A 17,691-nucleotide genomic window follows, 5' to 3' on the forward strand; every position below is an offset into this window, starting at 1 on the left:
TGAAGATATTAGTTATTATTTTTTTCACTTGAAGAAGGGGTTGAATTTTCTTTTTTCTTATCTTCTTTCTTCTCAGAAGAAGGTGTCGTTGTCGAACCTGCGTTTGAAGATGGAGGTGTTGTTGTTGCATAGCGTCCCCAATACGCACTATAGTTTGCATCTGATCCGCCATAACCAAATTTGTATTGGCTTTTTGGGGCACCATCTTTTGCATAGAAGGATTCAACATTTGGACCAGGAGCGGTATAGGTTCCACCGTTATAAGTGAAGGTGCCTGGTTTTTCTCCTGTAAAACTTGATACATTTGACTTGATTACGTCTTTTGAGAGTGTGAATTTTTCGCCAACACCGAATAAATCAGGTCTGACTGAATAGATTGCGTTTGCTAAGTTCGCTAGATAGGCGCTATTTTGATCACCACTATTTGGGCTCATTGCTGTAGGGATATCATAACCTGTCCAAGAGCCTAGTGTGATCGTTGGTGTTGAAACAACTAACCAAGCATCTTTATAAGCATCTGTAGTTCCTGTTTTACCAATCCAGTCAACATTTGCAAAAGCAGGATTAAGTCCTATAGACATGTTTTTAAAGGGCGTTGTTATTTTAGAATCTAATACAGAGCGCATCATGTCATTCATGATTGATGCTGTGGCCTCAGAATAGACTTGAACTGGTGTATTTTTATGTTCGTAAATCACTTTGCCGCTATTGTCTGTAATTTTTTCGATCATATAACCTTTTTGATATTGTCCTTTGTTTGCTAATGTTTGGAAGCCATTTGTTTGAGTAAGCACAGTTGCTTCAACAGAACCTAAAGGAGCTGATTGATAAGCCCAAGCATCGCTAGCGGGGTAATTCATTTTGCTTAGATAATTATTGTAAGAGAAATTGTCGTCACCCATTTGCGCTTTCATTGCTTCATTTAGGTGGTAGACAGGAATGTTATATGACCACTCTAATGAATGACGGACAGTATCAAATGTATTGGTTCCAGAGTTAGTCGCATTGGTCAACTCTCCGCCACCTTTATAAGAAGTCGGATAATTAGCTAAACGACTTTCTGAACCAATCATACCTTGGTCGATAGCTGGTCCATAGACAGAAATCGGTTTAATCGTAGAACCAACTTGGCGGACTGTATCTAGTGCATGATTACTTTGACTAACGTTAAAGTCACGCCCTGCTACAAAGCCGATGATTTTACCTGTTTTGTTGTCCATCAACACATTCCCAGTCTCAACAAATCCAGCGCCATAACCATCATCTAGCATATAACCAAAGTTTGCAACAGCATTTTGCATGGTATCGTAAACGGTTTGATCGATTGTAGATTGAATCGTATAACCACGATTTTGAATTTCATTTCGGGCTTGATCTTTGTATTGAGAAAGACCAATGCCATCCAGTGTTTCTTTTTTTATCCCAGCTTTTTCTATATTGATATCCATCACGACATTCGTTGCTTGTTCTAAAACAGCATTATATAAGTAGCCCTCAGTATTTTGATTGGACTCTTGCTGTGGTTGGAAATCTTGCTTCAAGTCATAGCTTTTAGCGGCTTCATATTCTTCTTTTGTAATCGCCTTTTCACGATACATACTGAACAACACAAAGTCTTTTCGTTTCATGCCATATGCTAGGTTTTCATCAGCTTTTAGTGCCCCTGTGTTGCTATAAGGTGTGTAAATGATAGGGCTTTGTGGTAGACCTGCAATAAAAGCGGCTTGAGGTAGTGTTAAATCATTTGCACTTTTACCAAAAAGCCCTTTTGCCGCTTCTTCTACGCCTGCAATGTTCTCCCCTTTATTGTTTCGACCAAAAGGGGAAACATTCAGGTAGGTAGTAACGATCTCATCTTTTGAAAAATACTTTTCGATACGATAAGCCAGTAAAATCTCGTTTGCTTTTCGTTTGAAAGTTGTTTCATCTGTTAATATCTGTTGTTTAACTAATTGTTGTGTCAATGTTGAACCACCAGATGAACCACCCATACCTGTTGCCTCGGAAACGAGGGCCCGAATCACAGCTTTTGGAACAACTCCTTTGTGTTCCTCAAAATATTCGTCCTCAGTGGAAATGATTGCTTTTTTTAATAGTGGAGAGATATGTTCTCCATCGACTCTTGTCCTAACAAGATCAGATTTGATCATAGCTATGTTTGTGCCATCTGCATATGTCATTTTAGAAACTTCAGTAATGTCACTGATTTCTGTCTGAAGTTCTTCTTTTGTGGGCGGTTGGGTGTCTTCAACTAGAAAAGCAAAATACCCCATACCGATTCCCATACCTAAAGCTCCGCCTAAAAGTAGGAGAACAACTGCAAATACAAATAAGGATTGCAGCACACGAATCGTGACATTTATAATTAAAAAAATTTTTTTCTTTTCTGGTACTTTATTAGAATGTTGCTCTGTGCTACGGGAATTATTCTGATTGTCCAAAAGCTTCACCTCAATATAATGATACATTCCGTGATATTATAGCAAAAAAACTCTATAATGAACAGTTGTTCAGGTATTTATAAGTCTTTAATCAAAAAAACTTAATAAAAATGAGTGGAAAAAGTTAGTTTGCGTTTTAGTTTATCTGTATAAAATCACGGGTGTATGAATAGTGATTTCATCATTTTTCTGTATTTTCTTCTGCTCTAAATAATACGATTTTTTTGATCAAGTCAATTGGTAATTCACGATCTAGAGGGAATTGAATAGCGCCTTTGCTAGTTTTAAAATCCTTCAGTTCATGTTTAAAAGTTTCAATAGCACTTGGGGTAGGATAAAAACCAATATGATTTTTAGCATTAGCAAAATGAACTAAATTACCATTTAAATAGAAGGTGGGCATTCCATAAGACATTTTTTCTGTGGCTTGCGGGACAAGTAGTTTGATTGTTGTATAAAGTTGTTGTAATTTTGCTTGGCGATCTTCTGGAATAGTTGAGATATAGTCTTCAATAAGTGTCATAATAATCGTTCCCTACTTTCTGATTGGATAATAGGTATAGTATACCATGGTATAAAGTATGTAAGAGTTATTTTAATTCAGAAAAAACATAGAGTGTGAAAGAAGTAACCGTTTTATGGTACACTATCAGTGCATCGTAGAACAGGATGGAAGGCTGAAAATAATGGCAAAATCAATTGTTGAAAAATTAAACTTAATGAGTTATTCAACTAAAGCAGTTGTGAATCGACCAACGAAAGAATATTTATCGGAAATAGCAGATTCGAAAACCCAACTCCCTATAGAACCGGTAGATTTACTCTTTATTTTTGTAGAGACGATGGAGGAATTTAAACAAGTTGTTTCAGAGGTGATCAAAAAGCAATTACTTAATAAAAATGGGGTGCTCTTTGTTGCCTATCCTAAAAAAGGTAATAAAAAGTATTCAACATTTGTTCATCGCGATGAAATTTTTCCCGCACTTCAAGTGGATGATAGTGATGGCTATATAGGGAATAGTACGTTAAAATTTAATCGAATGGTAAGTTTAGATGAGACTTTTACAGTAACTGGTATGAAAAATATCGAACGAAAAGCCAAAACTAAAGCTAGTAGTAGCGCTCGTGTAGATGACTATATCCAGTTTATACCAGAAGTAGAAGCGTTTATTGAACAGCACAAAGAAGCAAAAGCATTGTTTGATCAATTAACGCCTGGCTATAAAAAAGATTGGGCCAGATATGTTTATAGTGCGAAACAAGAAGTGACGCAAGAGAAACGAAAAAATGAAATGATCGATATTCTGACAAAAGGTTTTAAATCAAAGGAGTTATATCGTCAATATTTAGCAAAATAATGGAGGACATACTATGGATAAGATACAAAAATATGTAGAGAATATCGATGAAAAATGGCAAGATTCCTATCAACGATTGGCGACAGTTATCGCAAAAAATATACCTGAAGGATTTGTCTTACGGTTGCAATATGGGATGCCGACCTATGCTGTCCCTCTTAGCGTGTTCCCAGAAGGATATTTGGGTAGGAAAGATGAGCCGTTGCCGTTTATCAGCTTAGCTTCTCAAAAAAAGCATCTATCGTTGTATCATATGGGGATTATGGGAGATAAAGAATTATTGGCTTGGTTTCAGGAAGAATACCAAAAAGTGGTTCCAACAAAACTGAATATGGGCAAAAGTTGTATTCGTTTCAGTAATCCAAAAAATATTCCTTATGAGTTGATTGGGGAATTAGTCAGTAAAATTTCAATGGAAGAATGGGTTGCTAGTTATACTCGTTTTACAGAGAAAAATAAGAAGTAGATTGTGTTTTAATAGAAGAGGCAAAAAGATTGTTTTTTCTGATTGTTTCACGTACTCTTTTAAAGGATAGGAAATAGCGCAGTTTATAGAATTTTAACTGAAAATAGGATAGCTCTTTGGAGAAAAGATTCTCTTATTTTCATTCGGAGCGGAATGCTGTTACTGTATGTTATCTAGCTACGCAGGCTAACTCTTCGGGAAAAAGATAAATTAGGAATGTGACAAAAAGCGCCACAGTCCTAATTTCCTATTTTCCAGTCAGAGTTAAACGAGCCTGCTACGCTTTTAAAATTAGGAGGATCATTATGTTATTAGGTTCACATGTTAGTATGAGTGGTAAAAAAATGTTATTAGGGTCAGCGGAAGAGGCTGCGAGTTATGGTTCAACGACTTTTATGATCTATACTGGTGCGCCGCAAAATACACGCCGTAAACCAATTGAAGAGATGAATATTGAAGCAGGTCAACAATTTATGGCTGAGCATGATTTAAGTAATATCGTTGTTCATGCGCCTTATATTATTAATTTAGGTAATACAATCAAATTAGAGAATTTTGGTTTTGCAACGTCATTTTTACGTCAGGAAATTGAACGGGCCCATGCATTAGGTGCAACACAAATCACCCTTCACCCAGGTGCCCATGTCGGAGCAGGGGTGGATGCTGGTTTGAAACAGATCATCAAAGGGCTTGATGAAGTCTTATGGAAAGAACAAGTACCGCAGATTGCACTTGAAACAATGGCAGGCAAAGGAACTGAGTTAGGGCGGACGTTTGAAGAGTTGGCAACGATTATTGAAGGGGTTAAGTTGAATGAAAAATTATCTGTTACGATGGATACTTGTCATATCAATGATGCTGGCTATAACGTGAAAGATGATTTTGATGGTGTTTTAGACGAATTCGACAAAATCATTGGATTAGATCGTTTGAAAGTAATTCATGTCAATGATTCTAAAAATCCGATGGGTTCTCATAAAGATCGCCATGCAAATATCGGGTTTGGAACAATTGGATTTGATGCACTAAATAAAGTTGTTCACCATGAAAAATTGAAAGAATTACCAAAAATTTTAGAAACACCTTATGTGGGTGCCGATAAAAAAACAAGCAAAGCACCTTATGGTTATGAAATTGCTATGCTGAAAGCACAAAAATTTGATCCAGATTTATTGGAAAAAATAGAAGGGCAGTAACATATAGGGTATAAGGTTTGATTTTACTATGACTTGTACTTTTCAATATCGACTCACTTTATTCCCTGTATTTCAGTAGAAAAGTATAGCAGGCTTATATAGAGTTGACTGGAAAATAAGAAGAAAATAGTCTTTCGTAAATTTCTTGTGAGGAATATGACAAAAGACCTTTTCTTTTTGCTCTATTTCTAGTAAAATGATTTCTTGAGAGCAATTTAGTAAATCAGGGATAATTAGTCCCAACAAAAAAATTAGAACTTTAAGTTTAATAGGAATAGTGACTGCAACTTTTAACCAGCAGAAGTTCTTATTCAACTTTTCTAGTAGGAAGGAGAGATTTATATGTCAACAGGTTTAGTAGTGTTAATCGCAATTATCGCTTTATTAGCAGGTGCAGCAGGCGGATTTTTCCTTGCGCGCAAATATATGCAAGACTATTTTAAAAAGAATCCTCCCGTTAATGAGGAAATGTTACGAATGATGATGATGTCTATGGGACAAAAACCTTCTGAAAAGAAGATTCGTCAAATGATGCAGCAAATGAAGAACCAAGGAGACAAATAAGGTTTTTTCATTGCTATTCAGAATTCAAGAGCACAAACGGGCTGATTTTTTCAGCTCGTTTTTTTTGCACTTATTTTTAATAAATGAAAGGAGTTGTATTGAAATGGGAAAACAACAAACGAAAGATGTGAGCGCAAAGTAGTCAATTTAGAAAAGGAGAATGGTACATGTCTATATTTAAAAAATTAGGGTGGTTTTTCAAACAAGAGAAAAAAAGTTATGTTATTGGGGTCTTTTCATTAGTGATGGTTGCACTTGTTCAGTTAGTACCACCTAAAGTCATCGGCATCGTTGTGGATAAAATTGCAGATAAAAATCTGACAATCAAACCTATTTTATTTTGGATCGGTATTTTATTAGCGGCAGCTGTAGCACAATATATTTTTCGTTATATTTGGCGAATCTATATTTGGGGAAGTGCGGCGAGACTGGAGAAGGATTTAAGACGACAACTATTTCATCATTTTACTAGAATGGATAGTGTTTTTTATCAGAAGTATCGAACAGGCGATTTAATGGCGCATGCAACTAATGATTTGAATGCAATTCAAAATGTTGCTGGAGCGGGGATTCTAACCTTTGCAGATTCATTGATCACAGGTGGTGCGACGATTGTCGCGATGATTTTATTTGTTGATTGGCGTTTGACGTTGATTGCCTTGATTCCGTTACCGTTGTTAGCTGTGACGTCAAGAGTTTTAGGATCGAAGTTGCATGATGCTTTCCGTGATTCTCAAGCGGCGTTTTCAACGATCAATGATAAAACACAAGAGAGTATTACTGGCATGAAAGTGATCAAAACATTTGGTCAGGAAAAAGAAGACATCCAAGATTTTACTGAAAAAATCGATGATGCGATTGTTAAGAATAAGCGAGTAAACTTTTTAGATGCCTTATTTGATCCGTTTATTACGTTGATTATTGGAATTTCTTATGTTCTGACAATCATTATGGGCGGACGTTTTATCATGGAAGGCACGATCACGATCGGTCAGTTGATTTCATTTATAAGTTATATTGGGATGCTTGTTTGGCCGATGTTTGCCATTGGTCGTTTGTTTAATGTATTAGAGCGAGGTAATGCAAGTTATGATCGTGTGAATGAGCTGTTACATGAAAAAACGCATATCATTGAGAAAAAAGATGCGATCCAAACACCTGCTAAAGGTCAGTTATCAATGGAAATTGCTCAGTTCACCTATCCAAAAGATGATCATACGACCTTAGAACAAATCAAATTTACTGTTGGTGTTGGTGAAACATTAGGAATTGTTGGTAAAACGGGTGCTGGGAAAACAACGATTTTAAAACTATTGATGCGTGAATATGATCATTACCAAGGTTGTGTAACATTTGGCGGTCATGATATCAAAGATTATTCATTAGATGCCGTGATGCATTCAATCGGGTATGTTCCTCAAGATCATTTTCTGTTCTCAATGACAGTACGGGATAATATTCGTTTTGCTAATCCTGATTTTACTGGGGAAGAAGTGGAACAAGCTGCTGAAATGGCCTTTATCAATAATGAAATCAAAGCATTTCCTAAAGGATATGATACCTTGGTTGGAGAACGTGGCGTTTCATTATCTGGTGGGCAAAAGCAACGAATCTCGATTGCAAGAGCGTTAATTGTTGATCCTGAATTGTTGATTTTGGATGATGCTTTGTCAGCCGTCGATGCGAAAACAGAAGAAGCCATTCTTTCTAATTTAAAAGAAGCAAGAAAAGAAAAAACAACGATCATTGCAGCACATCGACTAAGCAGTGTGATGCATGCAAAAGAAATCATTGTTTTAGATGAAGGAAAGATTGTTGAGCGTGGTACTCACCAAGAGCTATTAAGATTAGCTGGTTGGTACAAGCGTATGTGGGATAAACAACAATTAGAAGCGAAAATTGAAGGGAGTGAAGCATAATGGAAGAAAAATATGAATCAGAATGGACGAAATCGGTTCCCGTAAAAGAACAAATTTCAATTGTGAAACGATTGTTAAAATTTGCTCGTCCATTTCGGGGGACGTTTTTAACAGCAATTTTATTTGCCTTGGTTCTCGCGATTATCAACATCGTTTTGCCAAGGATCATCCAAACATTTATGGATGACTACCTGACACCAAAAACAGCAACGAATGAAGTGATTCTCTTTTTTGCGGGTTTGTATCTTTTTGGGGTGATTGTTAAAAGTATTGTCTGGTTTTTCCAATGGTTTTTATATTCAACAGCTTCACTAAAAACCTATCAGTATATTCGTGTAAAATTATTTGAAAAACTACAAACTTTAGGGATGCGTTATTTTGATCAAACACCAGCAGGTTCAATTGTTTCCAGAGTAACCAACGATACTGAAACGTTATTTGAATTTTGGTATGTCTTTTTAATGGTATTGACGGGGATTTTTGCTGTGACTTCTTCCTTTATTGCGATGTTTCAAATCAGTGGGAAAATTGCGTTATACAACTTGATTTTTCTGCCGATTCTATTGATCGTAATTTGGTATTATCAAAAATTCAGTTCTAGAATTTATAGAAGTATGCGGGAAAAATTAAGTCAACTGAATACAAAATTGAATGAATACATTTCTGGGATGCAAATTATTCAGCAATTTAGACAAGAGCATCGTTTGGAAAAAGAGTTTGAGGAAACCAATAACGATTATTTACGGACGCGCTTTTCAATGATTAGAACGAATTCATTGTTGTTAGGCCCAATCATTAACTTCCTCTACACGCTTGCAATTGGTTTAACGTTGACTTTATTTGGCTACGATGCGTTGCATTCTCCTGTAGAAGTCGGGTTGATTTATGCTTTTGTGACGTATGTACAAGCATTCTTTAATCCTATGACACAAATGATGGACTTCCTAAGTGTTTTTACGGATGGAATGGTTGCTGGTAGCAGAATTTTAAAAATCTTTGATAATGAAGAATTGACGCCACAGCAAAATGTTGGCGCAAATGCAGAAGTTATTCGTGGGAAAATTGAATTTCGTAATGTTAGTTTCTCTTATGATGGAAAGAATAAAGTCTTGAAGAATATTAGCTTTATTGCAAATCCTGGTGAAACCGTTGCATTGATCGGTCATACTGGTAGTGGTAAAAGCTCGATTATTAATGTTTTGATGCGTTTTTATGAGTTTTATGAAGGGGAAATTTTGATAGATGATCGAGATATTCGTGATTATCCATTACCAGAGTTAAGAAAAAAATTAGGCTTGGTTTTACAAGATGCTTTTATGTTTTATGGTGATATCGCAGGGAATATTCGAATGTTAAATCCAGAGATTACTGATGAGCAGATCAAAACAGCCGCTGAATTTGTACAGGCAGATAAATTTATCGAAACATTACCTAAAAAGTATCATGCCAAAGTGATCGAAAGAGGTGCAAGTTATTCAAGTGGACAGCGTCAGCTGATTTCATTCGCCCGCACGATCGTAACGGATCCTAAAATTTTGGTATTGGATGAAGCAACTGCGAATATTGATACTGAAACAGAAGGAATGATTCAAGAAGGTTTAGCCAACATGCGTCAGGGGAGGACGACAATAGCAATCGCTCATAGATTGTCTACGATTCGTGATGCCGATTTAATTTTAGTATTGGATAAAGGACGAATTGTAGAACGTGGCAATCATGAGCATTTATTGACCAAAAATGGTCTGTACGCAGATATGTATAAGTTACAAAATAGTGAAGGTTAAAAGAAAAAAAGAGTTAAAACGAACTTTAAGTATTCGTTTTAACTCTTTTTTTCTTGCTTGATAAAGTTTATATTCGAGTTTATATAAAATTTAATATAAACAATTTATAAAAATTTTACTCTTTTTTTCTAATTTAGTTAGAAAAAAATAACGTATATTATTTTTTCGCTCATATATTTCTTATTTTTTACGATTTATGAACTTTATCGGTTGAATAGTTCTTATAAAATTACAGGTAGATACAAAAATGATTTTGGGAGGAATAAAGTGTGAAAATTCAGAAAATAATGGCGTTTTTATTATGCGGTGTTACTTTATCAATGATTTCATTGAATGAGTATGGCTATGCAGAAGTAAAGGTGCCTGAAAAAAGAGCAATCCTTGGGAAAGATTCTCGTGTAAAAGTGACGGATACAACACAGGCGCCATACTTGAGTATTGTTTATCTATCAAAAGGAGACGGAGGCTTTGGTTCGGGGACTGTTATCGGAAAAAATAAAGTGTTGACGGCTGCACATGTAGTGACTAGTTTAAAAACAAGTACAGATATTCGCCAAGCAACTGTAAGCGCTGCTCGAAATGGTTATTACTATCCGTTTGGCTCATTTAAAATTGAATCCGTTGATATGCATACTGGCTGGACTGTTCAAAATAATCGAGACCATGATATTGCAGTCGTGACATTGAAACCAAATGCTGACGGAAAAAATATTGGGGATGTCGTGCCTATAATTCCAGTAAATAATGTATCCAGTCTACCAGTTGGCACTAAAGGGAAATTACCAGGATATAGTCAAGATAAGCATGGAGAATTGTGGGAGTCTAAAGGATCTGTCCTTTCACAGACAGCTTCCCGGGTATACTATGATATGGATTCTGTTGGAGGAACTTCTGGTGCGCCTGTTTATAATGAAAATAATCAATTGATTGCTGTTCATACATCTGAATATCATATGGGAAGTGTTGCCTATAAAAACGGCGGCTCAAAAATTACTGGTTCTAATTATGCGTTTATTGCTAAACATCTAGATCACAACGAAAGTGACACACATATACCAAGTCAAGTGACTGGGTTGAAAGCAATCACTATTACGACGAATTCGGTACAACTAGTATGGAATCCAGCAATTGCTAATGTTGGTGTAGATAGGTATGAAATCTATTGTAACGGCTCAAAAATTGCTGAAAGTCGGGCAACAACTGTTGAGTTAAGTGGATTAGAAACGAATACACTATATAAATTTGCTGTTGCTGCGATAGATAAAGCAGGCAATCGTTCGATTTTATCAGAAAATCTAAATTTATATACAGAAAAAGAAGCAGAAACACCTTCTGAAAATCATACAACTTGGTTACAATCAAAAACATATGTAGCTGGAAATAAAGTTTTCTACAATGGAATTGAATATGAAGCAAGATGGTGGACTCGAGGAGATAAACCAGGAATATCAGATGTATGGGAAAAAGTAAGCGCAGGAGTTGCTGGAGTATGGGAATCACAATTAGCTTATTCTGGTGGTGACATTGTTACTCATAACGGAACAACGTTTAAAGCCAAATGGTGGAACCGTGGTGAAGAGCCAGGGAAATCATCCGTTTGGGAAAAAATATAAATGAATCCAAAAGAACATAATCAGTTGTAATGCAATGAAAATAAAATGATTTTAAGCGGAAGATGAATGGAAAGCTAGATATTAGTTGTAATGAACTTGTTGAATACCATGTAACGCGGTGGACCCAAACAAACTAATCAACTGAATGAATGTTTAGTTGATATAAAGAATAAAAAATGAAGGATGGTAAATCAATGAAAATTCAAAACTTCGTTACAGTGCTACTTTGTAGTGCAGTTTTATCGACTGCAGCAATAGCAGCAGCACCTCAAGTAGAAGCAGCGCATCCAGTAAAAGAGACATTAACTAACAATAAAATGAAAGTTAATGATACAACCAAAGGATATTTCCAAAGTGTTACTTATATCGACGCAAATGGAGTGACTGGTACAGGAACAGTTATTGCTAAAAATAAAGTAGTAACATCATACAATGTCGTTGAAGGTTTAAAAAACAGTGGAAACATTGAAAAGACCTTTGTTACACCAGCAAAAAATGGTGACATAGCTCCTTTTGGTTCGTTTCAAGTTGAATCCGTGGATTTTGAAGAATCTTGGGGAAATTTAGCTATTTTAACATTGAAATCAAATGAAAATGGTCAAAATATTGGCGATGTAGTTTCAGTTGTTCCAGTTACTAAAAATCCATCTGTTTTAGTTTGTGATACAATAATGATGCCTGGTTACGACGGTAACAAAAATGGTGAAATGTGGGAAAGTCAAGCAACAATCAGCTACAATGTCGCTTCTCATTTTTGGTTTAATCAAGCAAGCCAATCTGGAAACTATGGTGGACCAATTTTCAATCAACAGGGTAAATTAATTGGAATTCGTACCTTTGAGAAATATTCAAAAGGTGTTCAAACAAGTGCTGCTAAATTATCAGAAAATAACTATGAGTTTATTGTTAAACATCTAAACTAGTATTTTAGAAAAGTAATGAGATAATCACGTAACAAATTTGTTTTTGATTGAGATGTTTTTAAAGAAATCGGGGAAGTAGAACATGTCAATATCAGTGCATCTTTATTAGGAAAAAGTTTGGGTCTACCGCTTTGCATGGTATTTAACATTGACTTGAAATCAATCTGTCTCGTTGAGGTTGTTTAAGGAAAAGAAGAAAGAGAGTACGCCAAAAAAAACTGGCGACAAGCTTTTTTCTTTTCCTTTTTTTCTTGTTTAGAATGATGAAAAAAATAGATAGTTACAGCTTAAATTTGGGCAGAAATATAGACAATCACTCTTTTAAGTTGTAAAGTAAATGTACTTGAAAAATTCGGAGGGTGAAAAAATGATATATGATGTAATTATAATAGGAGCAGGACCTGCGGGAATGACTGCTGCACTATATGCGTCACGTTCTAATCTGTCAGTGTTGATGATTGAACGCGGAGCTCCAGGTGGGCAAATGAATAACACTGCTGAAGTAGAAAATTATCCAGGTTTTGACTCGATCATGGGACCTGAGTTGGCTTATAAAATGTACGAAAATGTTGAAAAATTTGGTACTGAAAATGCATATGGCATTGTGATGGATATCAAAGATCAAGGTTCTTATAAAGAAGTGATTTGTGACGATAAAACGTATCAAGCTAAAACAGTGATCATCGCTACAGGTTGTGAACATCGTAAATTAGGTGTTAAAGGCGAAGAAGAATTTGCCGGCCGTGGTGTTTCTTACTGTGCGGTTTGTGATGGTGCATTTTTCCGTAACAAAAAACTTTTGGTGATTGGTGGTGGCGATTCAGCTGTTGAAGAAGCCATTTACCTAACACAATTTGCTTCAGAAGTTGTAATCGTACATCGTCGTGACGAATTACGTGCACAAAAAATTATCCAAGATCGTGCGTTTGCCAATGAAAAAATTTCATTTGAATGGAACACTGTTCTAGAAGAAATTATTGGAAATGATATGGTTGTGACGGGTGGACAACTAAGAAATGTTTTAACAGACGAAGTGAGAGAAATTCCAGCGGATGGTATCTTTATTTATGTTGGACTTGATCCATTAACAGAACCATTTAAAAAAGCAGGGTTGACGAATGCTGAAGGTTGGATCGAAACTGATCAAGATATGAGAACAAGCATACCAGGTGTTTTTGCGATTGGTGATGTTCGGGAGAAAACGTTGCGACAAATCACAACAGCTGTTGGTGAAGGCGGAATTGCTGGACAACAAGTCTATAAATATATTGAAGATATGGCAGAAGTCGAAGAGGTCAAATAGAGTTAAAACTATCTTATTTATTTAAAGGCACATAATAATTTTTACCAACCATGATCTAGGTTAAAGCTTGATAAGTTTTGACCTAGGTCTATTTTTATAGTGTTTGCTACTGAAGGAACCTCTTGGTTATGTTTTTTAGGTACATTTTCTTGGATTTTTTATGTCACTACAATCTCTTTTTCTTTATTGAATTTTTTCTGACAATCGGGGCATTTAATGATAAAATAAAAGAAAAATTAAAATATAATGAGTAAGAGTAGGGAATAGTTGAACAATGATTGAAAAGGAGTGGATCGCAATGATGGAATACGAAAAAGATTGGTTTATGAGGCAAGTCAAAGCTGCAGTATTTAACCCTTTTAAAAAAGTGTCAGAAGTTCAAGTTATGCCAATGATTCTAGTGACAGATGAAGGAACTGGAGAAAAATACTCGGTACCGATTCAAAGTTACCTTTCAGAGCTAATTTTGGCATTACAAGTAAACCAAGCTGAAAATATCTTATTTTCAGAGACTAACCAAATGACAGATGCTCAATTGATGGATTTAGGTAACTGGTTTTATGACCTTGTGGAGAATTTATCTGATGAAGAATTAGAATCAGCAAATTTCTCAAGAACAGAAATCGCTCAAGGAAGAGCTGATCTTGGAGAGTAAAGAAAAGTGATTTGTTGTATTTAATTTATTTTCTTTTGACAATTGTAAAAATATGAACTATGATAGGTAAGGATTAAGAACTGAATAATTGTTAGGTGAGGCTCCTATTTGGACACATGCTGCTGCCGCGAAAGAATCGAGAGACTCTTAGTTGGTTGAACAGGAATGATCGTGAAGGTCATTCATAACGTAGCTGATAAGAAATTATCTACGCCCTATAGTGCTAAAGCTCAACGATAGAGAAACTTTTATTTAAGTTGCTATTTTACGCACACTCTATTGTTGAGTGTGCGTTTTTGCTGTGAATCACAGCGACTGTCTTCGCCAGAGCTGATGATGAACAGTACTTGGCGACCATAGGGAGCGAAGTTCCGCAAAAAAAACAAACAGCTAGGAAGAAAACCTAAGCCAGCAAATCAAAGCTCTGATATTAGGAGTAATGAGCCTGTCTTCGCCAGAGCTGATGATGAACAGTACTTGGCGACCATAGGGAGCGAAGTTCCGCAAAAAAGAACAAACAGCTAGGAAGAAAACCAAAGCCAAAAAAACAAAGCTCTGATATTAGGAGTAATGAGCCTGGCTTTTCTAGTGCTGAAGCTGAATCGTATCAGAAGTTCAAAGAGAGCCATATTTTTTTTGAAGTTGCCCCCTAACGATTACTAAAAAATCCATCGTTTTAAAATAAAATAAAGAGAGGAAGATTTACATGGAAGACCCCAGTCATTCGAGAAAATTAAATGTAGCCTTCATCTTAGAAACGATGGAATTGAGAGAATGTTTCTTTTCCTATTCTAGATAAGATGAAGTGAGCTAGAACTAGGAGGAAAAGAAAATGATGAACAAAAAAATAGCAGATATGAAGAAAACAACAAAAGATCAAGAATTAAGAAAATTAGCAATGCTTTCTGAACGTGAATTGATGATGGAATTACGTACATCAGAAAAGGGCTTATCTGAAGAAGATGCTAAACATCGTTTAGAAGAATATGGACCAAATGAAGTATCAGCTCAAAAGCCAACGCCCGGAATTATTATGTTTTTAGAAGCATTTAAAGATCCATTTGTTTATGTACTAGCTTTATTGATGGTGGTATCAGCTGCAACTAAAGATTTTGAAGCAGCGCTTGTTATGGGAATCATGATTTTAGCTAGTGTGATTATTGCATTTATTCAAGAGTATCGTTCCCAAAAAGCGAGTTTGAATCTAAAAGAACTCATCGAAAATACAACAGCTGTGACACGTGCTGGTCAAACCAAAGAAATTCCAATGGACGAAGTTGTGCCAGGAGATATTGTAACGCTGGCAACAGGGGATATGATTCCCGCCGATGCTGTGTTGATTTGGACAAAGGATTTGTTTATCAATCAATCTTCTTTGACAGGTGAATCAATGCCAGTAGAAAAGTTTGTTGATGCAGGAATCGATAAAAATTCAGAATCAGTTTCAGCGTTAGATATGCAGGATTTGATTTTTATGGGTACAGATGTATTAAGTGGGCAAGGAAAAGCGATTATTTTAAAGACTGGACAAAATACTTTCTTTGGAGATATTGCTAAAAATGCGACAACACAACGAGGAAAGACTTCTTTTGATATCGGTTTGACAAAAGTTAGCAAGTTCTTGTTAAGAATGGTTATGATTTTGTTTCCAATTGTTTTTTTAATCAATGGACTGACAAAAGGTGAATGGGGAGAAGCGTTTTTCTTTGCGATTGCTGTAGCAGTTGGTTTGACACCAGAAATGTTGCCAATGATCGTAACCAGTAACTTAGCAAAAGGTGCGTTAAGTTTATCTAAACATAAAGTAATCGTGAAAGAGTTACCTTCTATTCAAAATTTAGGTAGTATGGATATTCTTTGCACGGATAAAACTGGAACAATTACTGAAGACAGAGTTGTTTTAGTACAGCATCTAGATCCATTAGGTGAAGTCAATGACCAAGTATTAGATATGGCTTTTTTGAATTCTCATTACCAAACAGGTTGGAAAAACTTGATGGATATTGCGGTAATCAATTTTTACGAAGAAAACAACAGTCAAAGTCCGTATCACTCAGTGACAAAACTGGATGAAATTCCCTTCGACTTTTCTCGTCGTCGTTTAACTGTGGTTGTTAATGCGGATGGTCATCAATTTATGATCACAAAAGGTGCCGTTGAAGAAATGGAAGCCGTTTGTACACATGCTGAAATCAATGGTGAAATTGTACCGCTAACACCAGAATTACAAAAAAGAATGCGTGAAGTCAATATTCGAATGAATGAACAAGGTATGCGGGCGTTGGCCGTAGCTGTCAAAAAAGATGTTCATAGTGAAGCTGTTTATAGCGTAGAAGATGAACAAGGAATGACATTGATCGGTTTTATGGGCTTTTTAGATCCTGCGAAAAAATCAGCGATCACTGCAATCAAGTCCTTACACGAGCATGGCGTCAATGTAAAAGTTTTAACAGGTGATAATGATATTGTTGCGAAAAAAGTTTGTAGTGATGTAGGAATCGAAGTGTCCCATGTCGTACTTGGATCGGATATTGATAATATGTCTGATGAGCAAATGAAAGAAGAAGTAGAAAAAACGAACTTATTTGCAAAATTGAATCCTATGCAAAAATCACGAATCATCGAAACGCTTCAAGGGAATGGACATACTGTAGGTTTTATGGGTGATGGCATCAATGATGCACCGGCTCTTCGCAAAGCAGATGTTGGTATTTCAGTTGATACCGCCGCTGATATTACCAAAGATGCCAGCTCAATCATTTTATTAGAGAAAAGTCTGAACGTTTTGGAAGATGGTGTGATCGAAGGTCGAAAAGTTTTTAGTAATATGATGAAATATATTAAAATCACGATCAGTTCTAACTTTGGGAATGTATTCTCAATATTGATCGCAAGTGCCTTTTTACCATTTTTACCAATGTTATCCATTCAATTATTGATTCAAAACTTGATTTATGATATCGCACAATTGGCTATTCCTTGGGATAATGTGGATGAAGAAGATTTATTAAAACCTGTCCGTTGGGAAACGAATGGCTTGATGAAATTTACTTTGTGCATTGGTCCTGTAAGTAGTATCTTTGATATTATGACCTATCTTGTGATGTGGTTTGTCTTTAGTGCAAATACAATTGGTAGCCAACATTTATTCCAAACAGGTTGGTTTGTCGTTGGTTTAGTGAGTCAAACGTTGGTTGTTCAAATGGTGCGGACTCGAAAATTACCATTTATTCAAAGTATCGCATCACCTGCTGTAATCCTTTCAAGTCTAGGAGCAGTTGGTTTAGGATTATTGATTGTCTTAACACCAATTCGGGAGGTTTTCGACTTTGTGAAACTTCCTGCTAATTATTGGGGTTGGTTTATTTTGATCATTGTACTATATTTGATTACAGTAGAAGTTGCGAAACGATTGTATATCCATATCACCAAAGAGTGGATTTAATTTAGAATTAAATTATTTTCCGTT

13 protein-coding genes and 1 riboswitch are annotated in these 17,691 nt (G+C 35.9%); of the genes, 11 read left to right on the top strand and 2 right to left on the bottom strand.

Going from position 1 to position 17,691, the window contains the following annotated elements:
* Positions 1-8: 8 nt before the first annotated feature.
* Positions 9-2,468, bottom strand: coding sequence for a transglycosylase domain-containing protein (locus I580_RS08875; protein WP_071865842.1), 2,460 nt, complete (start codon positions 2,466-2,468; stop codon positions 9-11).
* Positions 2,469-2,622: 154 nt separating this feature from the next.
* Positions 2,623-2,964 (bottom strand): iron chaperone, encoded by a 342-nt coding sequence (locus I580_RS08880; protein ID WP_010771628.1) that lies wholly within the window; start codon positions 2,962-2,964, stop codon positions 2,623-2,625.
* Between the two features lie 163 nt (positions 2,965-3,127).
* Between I580_RS08880 and I580_RS08885 the strand changes: the two genes are divergently transcribed.
* From I580_RS08885 to mgtA, 11 genes are all read left to right on the top strand, one after another.
* Complete coding sequence (locus tag I580_RS08885) at positions 3,128-3,799, top strand: YdeI/OmpD-associated family protein (protein WP_010771629.1); 672 nt, start codon at positions 3,128-3,130, stop codon at positions 3,797-3,799.
* Between the two features lie 13 nt (positions 3,800-3,812).
* Positions 3,813-4,265: a DUF1801 domain-containing protein gene (locus tag I580_RS08890; protein ID WP_010771630.1), complete on the top strand. Its 453-nt coding sequence runs from the start codon at positions 3,813-3,815 to the stop codon at positions 4,263-4,265.
* A 305-nt stretch (positions 4,266-4,570) separates the two neighbouring features.
* Positions 4,571-5,461 (top strand): deoxyribonuclease IV, encoded by an 891-nt coding sequence (locus I580_RS08895; protein ID WP_010771631.1) that lies wholly within the window; start codon positions 4,571-4,573, stop codon positions 5,459-5,461.
* A 342-nt stretch (positions 5,462-5,803) separates the two neighbouring features.
* A complete protein-coding gene (locus tag I580_RS08900) occupies positions 5,804-6,025 on the top strand; it encodes a YneF family protein (RefSeq protein WP_010760812.1) in 222 nt (73 codons plus the stop codon).
* Between the two features lie 167 nt (positions 6,026-6,192).
* Complete coding sequence (locus tag I580_RS08905; protein WP_010771632.1) at positions 6,193-7,944, top strand: ABC transporter ATP-binding protein; 1,752 nt, start codon at positions 6,193-6,195, stop codon at positions 7,942-7,944.
* A complete protein-coding gene (locus I580_RS08910; protein WP_010771633.1) occupies positions 7,944-9,728 on the top strand; it encodes an ABC transporter ATP-binding protein in 1,785 nt (594 codons plus the stop codon). Before I580_RS08905 ends, I580_RS08910 begins: the two co-directional genes overlap by 1 nt.
* Before the next feature lie 269 nt (positions 9,729-9,997).
* Complete coding sequence (locus I580_RS08915) at positions 9,998-11,341, top strand: carbohydrate-binding protein (protein ID WP_010771634.1); 1,344 nt, start codon at positions 9,998-10,000, stop codon at positions 11,339-11,341.
* A gap of 194 nt (positions 11,342-11,535) precedes the next feature.
* Positions 11,536-12,264 carry a trypsin-like serine peptidase gene (locus I580_RS08920; RefSeq protein WP_010771635.1) on the top strand — a complete coding sequence of 243 codons (729 nt, stop codon included), beginning with the start codon at positions 11,536-11,538 and terminating at the stop codon, positions 12,262-12,264.
* A 370-nt stretch (positions 12,265-12,634) separates the two neighbouring features.
* Entirely contained in the window at positions 12,635-13,567 is a 933-nt protein-coding gene (gene trxB / locus I580_RS08925; RefSeq protein ID WP_034860256.1) for a thioredoxin-disulfide reductase, read from the top strand.
* Positions 13,568-13,841: 274 nt separating this feature from the next.
* Entirely contained in the window at positions 13,842-14,222 is a 381-nt protein-coding gene (locus I580_RS08930) for a DUF6483 family protein (RefSeq protein ID WP_248632333.1), read from the top strand.
* Positions 14,223-14,302: 80 nt separating this feature from the next.
* Positions 14,303-14,471: riboswitch (M-box (ykoK) riboswitch) on the top strand.
* A 583-nt stretch (positions 14,472-15,054) separates the two neighbouring features.
* Positions 15,055-17,667 (top strand): magnesium-translocating P-type ATPase, encoded by a 2,613-nt coding sequence (gene mgtA, locus I580_RS08935; protein WP_010771638.1) that lies wholly within the window; start codon positions 15,055-15,057, stop codon positions 17,665-17,667.
* Positions 17,668-17,691 lie beyond the last annotated feature (24 nt).

It is taken from the genome of Enterococcus caccae ATCC BAA-1240, assembly GCF_000407145.1.
Classification (GTDB): Bacteria; Bacillota; Bacilli; order Lactobacillales; family Enterococcaceae; genus Enterococcus_L; species Enterococcus_L caccae.

Bases quoted from the DNA above. Each gene is read 5' to 3' on its own strand.
- I580_RS08875 (WP_071865842.1), bottom strand. From the start codon at position 2,468: ATGTATCATTATATTGAGGTGAAGCTTTTGGACAATCAGAATAATTCC.
- I580_RS08880 (WP_010771628.1), bottom strand. From the start codon at position 2,964: ATGACACTTATTGAAGACTATATCTCAACTATTCCAGAAGATCGCCAA.
- I580_RS08885 (WP_010771629.1), top strand. From the start codon at position 3,128: ATGGCAAAATCAATTGTTGAAAAATTAAACTTAATGAGTTATTCAACT.
- I580_RS08890 (WP_010771630.1), top strand. From the start codon at position 3,813: ATGGATAAGATACAAAAATATGTAGAGAATATCGATGAAAAATGGCAA.
- I580_RS08895 (WP_010771631.1), top strand. From the start codon at position 4,571: ATGTTATTAGGTTCACATGTTAGTATGAGTGGTAAAAAAATGTTATTA.
- I580_RS08900 (WP_010760812.1), top strand. From the start codon at position 5,804: ATGTCAACAGGTTTAGTAGTGTTAATCGCAATTATCGCTTTATTAGCA.
- I580_RS08905 (WP_010771632.1), top strand. From the start codon at position 6,193: ATGTCTATATTTAAAAAATTAGGGTGGTTTTTCAAACAAGAGAAAAAA.
- I580_RS08910 (WP_010771633.1), top strand. From the start codon at position 7,944: ATGGAAGAAAAATATGAATCAGAATGGACGAAATCGGTTCCCGTAAAA.
- I580_RS08920 (WP_010771635.1), top strand. From the start codon at position 11,536: ATGAAAATTCAAAACTTCGTTACAGTGCTACTTTGTAGTGCAGTTTTA.
- I580_RS08930 (WP_248632333.1), top strand. From the start codon at position 13,842: ATGATTGAAAAGGAGTGGATCGCAATGATGGAATACGAAAAAGATTGG.
- mgtA (WP_010771638.1), top strand. From the start codon at position 15,055: ATGATGAACAAAAAAATAGCAGATATGAAGAAAACAACAAAAGATCAA.